Origin of the sequence: Pseudoalteromonas sp. BSi20480 (genome assembly GCF_000241365.1) — a bacterium.
In the GTDB taxonomy this organism is placed as follows: Bacteria; Pseudomonadota; Gammaproteobacteria; order Enterobacterales; family Alteromonadaceae; genus Pseudoalteromonas; species Pseudoalteromonas marina.
On record NZ_BADX01000028.1, the window covers coordinates 1 to 12,173 of the forward strand.

Consider the following 12,173-nt stretch of genomic DNA (forward strand, 5'->3'; position numbering starts at 1 on the left):
TATTACGATTAAGGAACAACCATGAAAACAATTATTTTTAAAGTTATTCAACAAAGTACAGGGCATGAATGGGAGCTTTACAGTGACGGATCTGTTAAAGGATTTCCTGCTAATTGTATAGTACACAATAGTCATAGTTTAATTGTTGATCAGCTAGAAGCTAAAATATCTATAGCGTCAGCATGTCCTGATAGGTGTGATAGTTCAGAAATATTAGGAAGCGTTGATATTTCAGATTGAAACAATCTACTTAACGCAACGATCAAAGGGTTATCATGTGGCAATAAAAATATAGGCTTACCGTCTATCTGGTGATCTTTTAGTGATAACATCATCATGTTTTTTGGTGCTTTGCTAATTTTGAATACTTCAAAGAATTTATTTTGAATATCCATGTGAACACCATTGGCGTAATCGCTTGATGATAAGGTTATTTTGATGCATTCCATTTTGGTAACTCCATGATTGATTAGTAATATAACGCCTTGCTAAGCGGCGAACGTAGTGAGTCCGTTTTAGCAACTTGTTATCCGTTTATGTTCAATAGTGAGCAAGTTTAATTTTAAATAATATAGAAGGAAAATAATATGAATGATGTAACAGATAAAGCCCTTTTTGATTTGAAGATGTTTAAATATATTGTGTCTCAAATGGAAAATACTTTAGAAAACCGCTATGAGATAAATAAATTAATATTATCCGCCCAAAAACAAGGAAAAGCCCTTGATACTAAAGTGTTAGATACAGAGGAGTTTGCATTGAACGTCTCAGAAGCTATAGACCAGTTTTTATCTTATTCCAAATTTGAAACTTTTCTTGGTGAAGTTCGCTAGACTCTTTCTCGTAAGATAAAAGTTCATCTAGGGCAGAAGCTTTGTAACCAGAAGTACGATACTTCTTTTGTAATTTAGGTATTTCCTCATCCACAATATCTAAACGTGAATTGATTTCATCTATTCTCGGTTCGTATTGTCTATACAGCTTATATTCTTGGGTGTTCATTTTTAATATCCTTATTAGATCAGGGGTTGTTTATAGAGTACCAAGAGTATCACACTACTCTGAACGTGTGAAACGTATAACACCTCAATAAGAGGCACGGTGAAGGAGCGTAGCGAGCTGTTACGTGTCCTTCTTAATTGTCTTGTTATATGCTTTTTAAATAAAGCTACCAAGACTTAATTTTATTTAGCAGTTATTACAGGGTATTATGCAATTTTCTAAAATGGAATTGTTAAGTGGAAGATTTAATTAAAGAAGTGTTTAATAAAATAGTCTGGATAATACTACCTGTTATAGGAGGCGCAGTGTTCGGAGGGTTACTAAGTAGGTACCGATTTAGGAAAGAATTTAAAAGGAAAGAGGATAGTTTAACTAGCATACAAAACCTATACAACACTTTATGTTGGAATAAATACAACCCTTGTGGTGACACTGCCGTTTGTAGTTATGAGTATGCAGGTCAGTTTTGCTGGGATGACTTACGGGGATGGGTCAAATTTTCCTTGTTTTCTTATGGGACAAAAGACAAAGAAGCTTTGCGGAGGTTTTTAAAATTTGAGAACTCTTTCGTAGATATGGGAGATATATTTGAAATACCCGTAGACGAAGCTATAAAGAAGGTTGAGAACTTAGCAATAAACCACTTCTATTGTATGGAGGTTATGTATAATTTTGGGAAGTTTGGGACTAACAATGACGAGAGTAAAGAACTTAAACGGTTCCCTTTTATATCCAATACTTCAGAAGCTTTTAAACTCTACCAAAAGAAGTATGATAAGGGGACTAACTTAGAGGATCATTCCCACTTAATGGATTTACTGAAAAAGTGTGAAAAACCTCTTGAATGAGACGTATTCTCAGGATTAGAGGAGCATATAACGTTTCAAATATGGGGCGCGCGTTGTTTGCGCGTCCCTGCCATAATTTGTTTGTTATATGTAAAATTTTTCCAGTTCAACCTCTTTGGAAGAACTACCAACATACCTGGCATTCTTAAGTTTATCATCACCTCTATATTTTTTTAGCTTACAGGTCCTATCTATACGAGTGATTACGACCTCATTTTTTGACGTTATGTAAGCACAAAAGTATGAGTTGTGAATGTGATCCTTAGGTTTGACTTTAAGTTTACTCGTTTTTGCTAGCGCCAACATAGTTGCTTTTTTAGTTAAATCAAAATCGAATCTTTCATCTAATGAAAAGAGAACAAGATCTTCTTCTGGTACTAAATCAAATAATGGAAAGCCACTATTGAATTCACCTTCAATATTTTCCATTTTTATTGCAATACGACTTTCATCATATTGAATTAAATTTAAATCTTTAACAGCTCTTACAGCATCACCAAAACGGAGAGGGAAAAAACGATTTTTTTTAGGTTTAGATTTTAAATCTTTATGCCAACCCATGAAGTAAACTCCATTTACATATAACAATTTTGTCTACGACATTTGTCGTTTTATAAACCGACAAATGTCCATATATTACAATGCATTTATCTTAACCATCAAATAAACACCTGTAAACAATTAGTTAACTGATAATTATTTTTAATCAGTGCGAAAATACACCGAAATGGTGGAGATCAGTAATATTGGACAAAACAATATGCACTGTCTATATATACAGTTAAATTTTGCTAGAGATTCATATCATGAAATCACCTTTTTTAACTATGATAGCCGAACAAATGTATCTAAAGCGTTATGCTAAAAGTACCATTAAAGCGTATTTATACTGGATAGCTTCGTTTATTCGTTTTAACTCTATGAGGCACCCAACAACGATGGGAGATAATGAGGTCGAACTTTTTTTAAATCATTTAGTCAACCAACAAGATGTTGCCCCTAATACTCAAACACAAGCCTTAAATGCGTTGAGCTTTTTATTTAAAGAAGTGATTAAAAAGCCACTCTCATTATCATTAGGTTTTATTAAGAGCAAACGAGCAACTAAACTACCGGTAGTTTTAACGCAGCAGGAAATAAATAATTTTTTTAAAGTGTGCTCTGCGAAGCATTATTTACCCTGTGGACTACTTTATGGCAGTGGTATGCGATTAATGGAGGTACTGCGTTTACGAGTACACGATATTGACTTTGACTATAACTGCATTCGAATTTGGGATGGCAAAGGAGGTAAAAATCGTGTTGTAACGCTTGCAGTAGAGCTCATACCGCAATTACGTTCTCAAATACAATTAGTTGATAGTTACCTGCAATTAGATCTGAAAAACCCCTTATATAGCGGCGCTTACATGCCGCATTTGTTACGTAAAAAATATCCAAACCATAACAGACAATTAGGTTGGCAATATTTATTTTCATCACATAAATTAAGCATTGATCCTGAGAGTAAGCAGCTGAGGCGTCATCATATTGATGAAAAGCAATTACAACGCGCTGTTAAACAGGCTGCTGACGATGCAAAAATTAGGAAACACGTTACACCACATACCTTACGCCATTCATTTGCAACGAAACTATACCCAAACCGCCTTAAGATGCGAGTTTCAGTTGGAATTAAAAGCGATTTAGGCAAGGCATTGATTGTAAGTAATAGTGGTTCTATTGTTAAAATCAATAACGCAGTATAAATCGCATTTAAACCAACCCGTTGGGCGCTTCACAGGCACTTACTCTCATCGTTGTAACTTCTTAAAAGGGAATGCCATTATTGCAAAGTAACGCCTTGATATTAAGCCCCTGTGAAACGCTGAATTCTGCATCTTGAGGTAGTTTGGGTATATTACAAAGTGGCGCTGATATTCGTACGGTTCAGGCACAATTAGGCCATAGTGATGTGCGAACAACCCAAATATATACTCATGTTTTACAACAAGGAGCCAATGGTGTTGTAAGCCCATTTTCGAGATTATAAAACCAGCAAAAGTTTTTAATTGTGTGTCACGCGTTAAAGTACGCCTTATACAAAAATAGCGTCGATAATGTATGAAGCCGATTCTTACACAATGAATTTCACTGCGAATTAATATCTCAGCTTTTACCTTTAACCTCGAACCTTTTCCTAAAACAAAAAAACCGCTGTTCGTTTAAAACAGCGGCTTTTCTACTTAAAACTTATAGCCAAAAAACTAATAGCTAAACCTTACGCTTTACCAATCACTTCAAGTCCACCCATGTATGGGCGTAATACTTCTGGTACTACTACTGAACCATCGGCTTGTTGGTAGTTTTCTAGTATGGCAACTAGTGTACGGCCAACGGCTAAACCTGAGCCATTTAGTGTATGTAGTAACTCTGGTTTTTTAGCCCCTTCACGGCGAAAACGTGCTTGCATACGGCGCGCTTGGAAATCAACCATGTTTGAACAAGATGAAATTTCACGGTAGGTATCTTGTGCCGGTAACCATACTTCTAAGTCGTATGTTTTAGCTGCGCCAAAGCCCATGTCGCCCATACATAAAATTACTTTACGGTATGGTAGTTCTAATGCTTGTAAAATTTGCTCTGCGTGGCCTGTTAGCTCTTCAAGCGCTTGCATTGAATCTTCTGGTTTAACTAGTTGTACTAGTTCAACTTTATCAAACTGATGCTGGCGAATTAAGCCGCGTGTATCGCGACCGTAGCTGCCCGCTTCACTTCTAAAACACGGTGTGTGCGCAGTTAAGCGAATCGGTAAATCGCTTTCGTCGTAAATCTCGTCGCGTGCGCTGTTAGTCAACGGTACTTCTGCTGTAGGGATTAAGCTAAAGCCAGCTTGTTGTTCACCGTCGTCGTTTACTAGGCCTAATGTATGGAATAAGTCGCCTGCAAACTTAGGTAATTGGCTTGTGCCGTATAGGCTTGCGCTGTTTACTAAGTACGGTACATACATTTCTGTATAGCCGTTTGTGTCTGTGTGGGTGTCTAGCATGTATTGCGTTAGTGCACGGTGCATACGTGCTACTTGGCCGCGCATTACTGTAAAACGTGCGCCACTAATTTTAACGCCCATTTCAAAATCTAGGCCGTTTAGGTCTTGCCCTACATCTACGTGATCTTTTACTTCAAAGTCGTACTTTTTAGGCGTGCCCCAGGTAAGTATTTCAACGTTGTCGTCTTCATCAGCGCCTTCTGGTACTGATTCGTCTGGTAAATTTGGAATTGCTAAAGCAATGTCGTTAATCGCGTTGAGTACTTCGTCTTGCGCTTTTTTAGTTGCGTCTAATTCGCTGCCTAAATTTGCCACTGCGTCTAATAGCGGCTGTGCGTCTTCGCCTTTCGCTTTTGCTTGGCCAATGGCTTTAGCACTGGCGTTACGTTGACTTTGAAGCTCTTGCGTTTTTACTTGTAATGTTTTGCGTTGCTCTTCAAGTTCTGTCACTTTTGCAACATCAAGCTCGTAGCCACGAGCCGCTAAGCGTGCTGCAGTTTGCTCAACGTCTTGTCGTAAATATTTAGAATCTAACATGTTAGTTTTTAACCTTTTTGCATTACCAGCTGAAGGCCCAGCCAAGCCATAAAAATACAGACCATCACATTTAAGATGATATTGAGGGCCATTTTAATAAAGTGACCTTGTTGTAACAACAACAACGAGTCCATTGAGAATGTTGAAAAGGTGGTTAATGCACCTAAAAAGCCAATACCTATAAGGGTTTTAGCGGGGCTTACAGTGATAATTTGTTTATCTATCAAACCGTATAAAACGCCCATTAACAATGAACCCAGAATATTAACCGCCAACGTACCAAAAGGGAATCCCCTACCAAGGAGTTTTAGCATGGTTTCGCTAATAAAAAACCGTAAACAAGCACCTGAAGCACCGCCAAGGGCGATCATCATATAAAGTTTAATCATTTTCGTATCGTTTAAGTGGGCTTTGCGCATCGCGCTCTTTTAGGTAATCGAGTTTTTGTTTAATTTTTTGCTCAAGGCCGCGATCGCTCGGCAGGTAATATTCCTTGCCGTCCATTTCTGGTGGTAAGTATTTTTCACCAGCGGCAAAGGCGCCCTCTTCGTTATGCGCATAACGGTACTCGGCGCCATAACCTAAGTCTTTCATTAAGTTGGTTGGTGCATTACGTAAATGCTCAGGCACTGGGTAACTTGGCTCGTTTTTGGCATCTGCCTTTGCTTGATTAAACGCCATATAAACCGCATTACTTTTGGGTGCGCTGGCCAAATATAAGGTGGCTTGTGCAATGGCGCGTTCGCCCTCACTTGGGCCTACACGCTGAAATATATCCCAAGCGTTTAATGCCACTTCCATCGCACGTGGGTCTGCGTTACCTATGTCTTCTGTGGCAATGGCAAGTAAACGCCTCGCTACATAAAGTGGGTCGCCGCCACCGGCTAAAATACGGCAATACCAATACAGCGCACCATCCGGTGAGCTGCCTCGTACCGATTTATGAAAAGCCGAGATTAAATCGTAAAATTCATCGCCACCTTTATCGTATTTAGCTAAATGGGTTGGCAGTACTTGGCTTAATACGTGCTCATCTACGTTGTATGTGCCGTTATGCTCGGTGGTTAAATCAACCGCTTGCTCAAGCAGGTTTAACACTTTGCGGGCATCGCCGCCGCTTGCTTGGCAAAGCGCCTTTTTGGCGTTATCGGCAATCACAATGTTTTTTTGGTTTAGCTGCTCATCTTGCTCAAGTGCGCGCTCTATTACTGTGTATAAGTCGGTATCGGCAAGCGACTTTAAAACATAAACGCGTGCGCGCGATAAAATCGCATTATTAAGTGCAAACGAGGGGTTTTCGGTTGTCGCGCCTACAAATATAAACGTGCCGTCTTCTATGTGAGGTAAAAATGCATCTTGCTGCGATTTGTTAAAGCGGTGTACTTCATCCACAAACATTAAAGTGCGTTGCCCGCGGCTTTGTAGGTTATCGTGCGCTTGCGTTACGCTGTCGCGAATATCTTTTACGCCTGCGGTCACAGCCGACATTTGTATAAGCTCGGCATCGGCGTGGTTTGCTATAATTTGCGCCAAGGTTGTTTTACCCACCCCTGGCGGCCCCCACAAAATTAAGCTATGGCAGCGCCCTGCAACAATAGCTTGATGCAAAGGTTTGTCACTACTAAGTAAATGCTGCTGACCTATGTATTCATCAAGCGTTGTTGGGCGCATTCGCGCCGCAAGTGGGCGTACATCGGGTCCAAAGTTAAAGCCTAAATTACTCACCGTGGCTTTGATCGTCTATTTCAACACCTTCTGGCGGTGTAAATTCAAATACTGTGGCGTCAAGCTCGGTGTTTACTTTAGCATCGTTAAAAGTAAACGATGAAAGTTGGCCCGAGTTATCTGTCACTACTAATGTTGCAAGGCCTGCTTGGTTATCCACAAACGTAATATCTAACTGCTCTACTTGGCTTTCTACGCCTTTATTTGGCGTAACACTATAGCCTGAGTCTGTTGCTTGAACACTGTATTTTTCCCATTGTGCAGGGTCTTTTGAGGTAAGTAATACAAACGGCGTTGAGTCTATTAAGCTGTGAGTATTCATTATGGTTACTTGCTCAGCAAAACTGTCGAAGTAATAGGTTTTATCACCATTAGATACAAATAAAGTATCGTCTGGGTTGGTTTGTTCCCAGCGTATCATCATAGGTTGTTTAAGGGCGATTGTACCCTCGCCTTGCATTACGGCTTGGCCTTCTTTGTCTGTTACTTTTTGTGCAAACTGCGCTTTAAAGCTTTTAAGTGTTGCCAGTTTGTCTTGCAGTGCTTGGCTGTCGTCTGCAAAACTCGGTGCGGCAATTAAGCCACTTAATACTAATAATAAACTGTTTAATTTTTTCATTGGTTTGCTCCATTAGGTACTAATACATCGCGAGCACCATTATGACCTGGTGAACTTACGATACCTGATGTTTCCATTTGTTCTACTAAGCGTGCTGCACGGTTATAGCCTACGCGTAACTTACGTTGTACTGATGAAACCGATACCTTGCCTGTCTCAATTACAAATGCGACCGCCTCGTCGTAAAGTGGGTCTGACTCTTCATCTGCACTTTCACTTGCTTCACCGGGTAGTAAAATATCTTCAGTGGCATCGCCATTAAGAATTTCATCTATGTAATTAGGTTTAGCACGCGCTTTCCAATCGTTAACGACTGCGTGTACTTCGTGGTCATCTACAAATGCGCCATGCACACGCTCTGGCACGCTTGTACCTGGCGGTAAATAAAGCATGTCACCCATACCGAGTAAGTTTTCGGCTCCTTGCTGGTCAAGTATGGTGCGCGAATCTATTTTACTTGATACCTGAAACGCCATACGCGTTGGTATATTGGCTTTAATTAAGCCTGTAATTACATCAACCGATGGACGCTGAGTGGCAAGTACTAAGTGAATCCCTGCTGCACGTGCTTTTTGCGCTATACGTGCAATAAGTTCTTCTACTTTTTTACCAACAATCATCATCATGTCGGCAAACTCATCAATTACCACAACAATGCTTGGTAGTTTTTCAAGCTCGTCGGGGCCGTCCTTCATACCGTCTGTGTCTTTAAAAAGTGGGTCCATAATGGGGTAGCCCGCTTCTTTGGCATCAAGTACTTTTTGGTTGTAACCTTTTAAATTACGCACACCCAACGCTGACATCAATTTATAACGACGTTCCATTTCACCTACACACCAACGCAGCGCGTTAGCCGCTTCTTTCATGTCGGTAACCACTTCACATAATAAATGCGGTATCCCCTCGTAAACCGAAAGTTCAAGCATTTTAGGGTCAATCATGATCATACGTACATCATCTGGGCCCGATTTATACAGTAAGCTTAATATCATTACATTAACGCCCACTGACTTACCCGAGCCCGTTGTACCAGCTACCAATAAATGTGGCATTTTACCTAAATCGGCACACACAGGTTGCCCTGCAATGTCTTTACCTAATACCATGGTAAGCGGTGATGGATTTTGCTCAAATTTAGGCGCATTTATTACTTCAGACAAGCGTACTATTTCACGGTGTTTGTTAGGCAGCTCTATACCTATGTAAGTTTTACCCGGAATAACTTCAACAACACGTACACTAATAGCTGAAAGCGAGCGGGCTAAATCTTTTGATAAACCGGTAATTTTAGACACCTTTATTCCCGGTGCTAAATCAAGCTCAAATCGCGTTACAACAGGCCCAGGATATACACCAACTACTGTAGCTTGTACGTTAAAGTCGAGAAGTTTTGTCTCTACAAGGCGTGATACAACATCAAGCTCTTCTTGCGAAATTGGGTTTTTAGCTTTATCGGGTCTGTCGAGTAAATCAAGCGACGGTAATGGGCCTGGTGGCGGCTCTTGGTCAAGCAGTTGTTCAAACTTTTCTTTTGCTGTTGGTGGTGGCTGATACGCAGGCTTTGCTTTTGGCATAGGCCTTGCTGGCGATACCACGGTTGTTACTGGTTTTTCAGGTTCTACAACTTGGCTTTGATCAAGCGCGTTTAATGCCGCTGCCGTATCCATTGGTTCATCATCTATTGCACTAAAGCCAATTTCTTGATCGAGTATATCGTCAAGCTCATCAAATGGGCTGTAGTCGTCGCTGATATGTGGCTCTGTAAAAGGCGTTTGCGGTTTATTAATGGCTTTTTGAGGTGCGTCGTTTTTTGCCTCTACTGGCGCTTCAAGCTGCTCAGTGAGGTCGTCGTTAAACTGAGCATCTGCATTGTCACTGTTTGTGTTTGCAGCAATTCGTTCTCTGTTTATCCAACCTTTTATGTACGAAGTAATAAAGCGATACAACCTAACCATTAAATCGCCTAGGTAATCTACAAAATCAACCCACGACACGCCTGTTAAAAGGGTTAATCCTGCAAAAAAGAAACACAATAGCAAAATTGATGTGCCGGTAAAATTAAACGCCGGCATCATGGCAGTCGCAATGACATCTCCCACTACCCCGCCTGATGAAAAATTATAAATATCGTCGAAGTTAATACTGCTAATTGCCGTAGCTGAGGTCACAAACAGGGCTAAGCCTATAATGCGAAGGGCTAATGTTGTGTAATCAAGCTGTAAAATACGGTGCGGCTGTTTAAACAATAAATAGCCGAATAACTGAATCGCCGCCGGAACTAAATACGCAAGCCACCCAAAAGTAAGCAGCAGTATATCGGCAACCCACGCACCGGCGGTGCCTGTAATATTTTTTACGTTTCTAAATTCGCCGGTTTGTGACCACGAAGGATCTGCCGGGTCAAAACTGATTAAGGCACATAAAATAAATATTGCAGCAAAGGTACTGATAATCAGCCCTGTTTCTAATAGTCTTTGCACACCGTTTAGGCGCATAACTTCCTATCCCTCTTATTATTCTATTTATTACACTTCAACAGCAGTCAAATACCTTAGCAGGAAATGCAATTTGATGCACTTTATCTTAATGTGTATGGCCTGATTATGAACACGTTTTTATAAATTTGAGTCTGTTTACCTTTAACAGTTAAACTTATGCAATGTAAGGGCGAATAATTACGCCGTCTTCACCTTTTACTTCTTCCATAACTACATAGGTTCGACTTTCACTCACGTTTGGCAACTTTAAAAGAATGTCTCCTAATACACCACGGTATTCTGACATATCATTAACACGCGTTTTAAGCAAGAAATCAAAATTACCCGACACTAGGTGACATTCTATTATTTCTTCGTGCTTTTTCACGGCTGCACTAAACTCGTCAAATACGTCTGGCGAGGTTTTGGTAATCGTAACTTCTACATACACCGATAACCCCTGCCCTAACTTAGCCGGATCGACCACCGCTTTGTATCCGAGTATGTAACCTTCTCGCTCAAGCTTTTTTACGCGCTCTAGGCAGGGCGTGGCGCTCAGGCCAACTCGTCGGGCCAGTTCAACATTTGAAAGACGCCCATCATGTTGTAATTCCATCAAAATTTTACGGTCTATTCTGTCTAATAACTGATGCATAAGGCTCACTAGTTTTTTACTCTGTTTATTTTTATTATTTAGATAATAACACTAGCTTGGTATTTAAAAAAGGTGAGACACACTGGCTTGTCATGAATATAATAGTGAAAAATTTCAATCCGTTCTTAATAAGGCAAATGTTATGATTATTGGTGTACCTAAAGAAATCAAAAACCATGAATACCGCGTAGGTATGGTTCCTGCTAGTGTTCGTGAATTAGTTAATCACGGCCACCAAGTGGTTGTAGAAACGAATGCAGGTATGGGTATTGGTTTTACAGATGAAGATTACACCCAAGCAGGTGCAGACATTTTAGCAACTGCGGCTGACGTTTTTGCAAACGCAGACATGATTGTAAAAGTAAAAGAACCACAAGCAGTTGAACGTGCAATGCTTCGTGAAGACCAAATTCTTTTCACTTACCTTCACCTTGCACCGGATCTTCCACAAACTGAAGACCTTGTTAAGAGCAAAGCGATTTGTATTGCTTATGAAACAGTGACTGACTCTCGTGGTGGTTTACCACTTTTAGCGCCAATGAGTGAAGTAGCTGGCCGTATGTCTATTCAAGCCGGTGCACAAGCCCTTGAAAAGTCTAACCACGGTCGTGGTATGTTACTAGGCGGTGTACCTGGTGTTGAGCCAGCTAAAGTTGTTGTTATCGGCGGCGGCATGGTTGGTCGTAGCGCTGCACAAATGGCTGTAGGCCTAGGTGCTGATGTTGTAGTACTTGACCGTAACATTGATGTACTACGTGCACTAGACGCGCAATTTGGTAATAAAGTAAAAGCTATTTACTCAACAGCTGATGCACTTGAAAAACACGTACTAGAAGCAGATTTAGTTATTGGTGGCGTACTAATCCCTGGTGCTGCTGCTCCTAAGCTTGTAACAGCAGAGCACATCAAAGCAATGAAGCCTGGCGCTGCTATTGTTGACGTTGCTATTGACCAAGGCGGTTGTATTGCAACATCTAAAGCAACAACGCATGCTGATCCTACTTTCATCGTTGATGAAGTTGTTCACTACTGTGTTGCGAATATGCCGGGTGCTGTTCCACGTACGTCTACATTTGCACTTAACAATGCAACATTGCCGTTTATCATTAACCTTGCAAACAAAGGTTACAAAAAGGCATTGCTAGACGACGCTAACTTCTTAAAAGGCTTAAATGTAATTAAAGGCCAAGTAACGTACAAAGAAGTTGCTGAAGCATTTAACATGGATTACGTTGACCCACGTACAGCGGTTGAAAACGCTTAATTAAGCGTTTGTACCAAT

The 12,173-nt window shown here is 40.5% G+C and carries 13 protein-coding genes; 5 read left to right on the top strand and 8 right to left on the bottom strand.

The window, feature by feature from the left end; all coding sequences use genetic code 11:
* Positions 1–149: 149 nt before the first annotated feature.
* Complete coding sequence (locus P20480_RS17620; protein ID WP_033025002.1) at positions 150–449, bottom strand: hypothetical protein; 300 nt, start codon at positions 447–449, stop codon at positions 150–152.
* Between the two features lie 138 nt (positions 450–587).
* Between P20480_RS17620 and P20480_RS14840 the strand changes: the two genes are divergently transcribed.
* The gene (locus P20480_RS14840) at positions 588–833 is read left to right on the top strand and encodes a hypothetical protein (protein WP_008127221.1); all 246 of its coding nucleotides are present in this window, start codon (positions 588–590) and stop codon (positions 831–833) included.
* 405 nt (positions 834–1,238) lie between these two features.
* The gene (locus tag P20480_RS14835; RefSeq protein WP_008127223.1) at positions 1,239–1,850 is read left to right on the top strand and encodes a hypothetical protein; all 612 of its coding nucleotides are present in this window, start codon (positions 1,239–1,241) and stop codon (positions 1,848–1,850) included.
* Between the two features lie 84 nt (positions 1,851–1,934).
* On the opposite strand, the gene P20480_RS14830 is transcribed toward P20480_RS14835, so the two are convergent.
* The gene (locus P20480_RS14830) at positions 1,935–2,411 is read right to left on the bottom strand and encodes a hypothetical protein (RefSeq protein ID WP_008127225.1); all 477 of its coding nucleotides are present in this window, start codon (positions 2,409–2,411) and stop codon (positions 1,935–1,937) included.
* 245 nt (positions 2,412–2,656) lie between these two features.
* Here P20480_RS14830 and P20480_RS14825 point away from each other — a divergent pair, with 245 nt between their 5' ends.
* Both P20480_RS14825 and P20480_RS19090 read left to right on the top strand, forming a co-directional pair.
* Positions 2,657–3,598: an integron integrase gene (locus P20480_RS14825; protein WP_008127227.1), complete on the top strand. Its 942-nt coding sequence runs from the start codon at positions 2,657–2,659 to the stop codon at positions 3,596–3,598.
* Positions 3,599–3,741: 143 nt separating this feature from the next.
* Positions 3,742–3,882, top strand: a complete 141-nt coding sequence (locus P20480_RS19090) for a tyrosine-type recombinase/integrase (protein WP_008127229.1) — start codon at positions 3,742–3,744, stop codon at positions 3,880–3,882.
* 228 nt (positions 3,883–4,110) lie between these two features.
* On the opposite strand, the gene serS is transcribed toward P20480_RS19090, so the two are convergent.
* The 6 genes from serS to lrp all read right to left on the bottom strand — a co-directional run bounded on the left by serS (position 4,111) and on the right by lrp (position 10,891).
* Entirely contained in the window at positions 4,111–5,415 is a 1,305-nt protein-coding gene (serS, locus tag P20480_RS14820; RefSeq protein WP_008127231.1) for a serine--tRNA ligase, read from the bottom strand.
* 8 nt (positions 5,416–5,423) lie between these two features.
* Complete coding sequence (crcB, locus tag P20480_RS14815) at positions 5,424–5,804, bottom strand: fluoride efflux transporter CrcB (protein ID WP_010556384.1); 381 nt, start codon at positions 5,802–5,804, stop codon at positions 5,424–5,426.
* Entirely contained in the window at positions 5,797–7,140 is a 1,344-nt protein-coding gene (locus tag P20480_RS14810; protein WP_008127233.1) for a replication-associated recombination protein A, read from the bottom strand. The genes crcB and P20480_RS14810 overlap by 8 nt, the downstream gene beginning before the upstream one ends.
* Positions 7,133–7,759 carry an outer membrane lipoprotein periplasmic chaperone LolA gene (gene lolA, locus P20480_RS14805; RefSeq protein WP_008127235.1) on the bottom strand — a complete coding sequence of 209 codons (627 nt, stop codon included), beginning with the start codon at positions 7,757–7,759 and terminating at the stop codon, positions 7,133–7,135. Before lolA ends, P20480_RS14810 begins: the two co-directional genes overlap by 8 nt.
* A complete protein-coding gene (locus P20480_RS14800) occupies positions 7,756–10,254 on the bottom strand; it encodes a DNA translocase FtsK (RefSeq protein ID WP_008127237.1) in 2,499 nt (832 codons plus the stop codon). The genes lolA and P20480_RS14800 overlap by 4 nt, the downstream gene beginning before the upstream one ends.
* 157 nt (positions 10,255–10,411) lie before the next feature.
* Complete coding sequence (gene lrp, locus P20480_RS14795; protein ID WP_006792871.1) at positions 10,412–10,891, bottom strand: leucine-responsive transcriptional regulator Lrp; 480 nt, start codon at positions 10,889–10,891, stop codon at positions 10,412–10,414.
* A 142-nt stretch (positions 10,892–11,033) separates the two neighbouring features.
* On the opposite strand from lrp, the gene ald reads away from it, so the two are divergent.
* Complete coding sequence (gene ald, locus P20480_RS14790; protein ID WP_006792872.1) at positions 11,034–12,155, top strand: alanine dehydrogenase; 1,122 nt, start codon at positions 11,034–11,036, stop codon at positions 12,153–12,155.
* The last annotated feature ends 18 nt before the right edge of the window (positions 12,156–12,173 follow it).

Excerpts from the sequence above, each read along its gene's own strand:
- P20480_RS14840 (WP_008127221.1), top strand. The coding sequence starts at position 588 with ATGAATGATGTAACAGATAAAGCCCTTTTTGATTTGAAGATGTTTAAA.
- lolA (WP_008127235.1), bottom strand. The coding sequence starts at position 7,759 with ATGAAAAAATTAAACAGTTTATTATTAGTATTAAGTGGCTTAATTGCC.
- P20480_RS14800 (WP_008127237.1), bottom strand. The coding sequence starts at position 10,254 with ATGCGCCTAAACGGTGTGCAAAGACTATTAGAAACAGGGCTGATTATC.
- ald (WP_006792872.1), top strand. The coding sequence starts at position 11,034 with ATGATTATTGGTGTACCTAAAGAAATCAAAAACCATGAATACCGCGTA.
- serS (WP_008127231.1), bottom strand. The coding sequence starts at position 5,415 with ATGTTAGATTCTAAATATTTACGACAAGACGTTGAGCAAACTGCAGCA.
- P20480_RS17620 (WP_033025002.1), bottom strand. The coding sequence starts at position 449 with ATGGAATGCATCAAAATAACCTTATCATCAAGCGATTACGCCAATGGT.
- lrp (WP_006792871.1), bottom strand. The coding sequence starts at position 10,891 with ATGCATCAGTTATTAGACAGAATAGACCGTAAAATTTTGATGGAATTA.
- P20480_RS14830 (WP_008127225.1), bottom strand. The coding sequence starts at position 2,411 with ATGGGTTGGCATAAAGATTTAAAATCTAAACCTAAAAAAAATCGTTTT.
- P20480_RS14825 (WP_008127227.1), top strand. The coding sequence starts at position 2,657 with ATGAAATCACCTTTTTTAACTATGATAGCCGAACAAATGTATCTAAAG.
- crcB (WP_010556384.1), bottom strand. The coding sequence starts at position 5,804 with ATGATTAAACTTTATATGATGATCGCCCTTGGCGGTGCTTCAGGTGCT.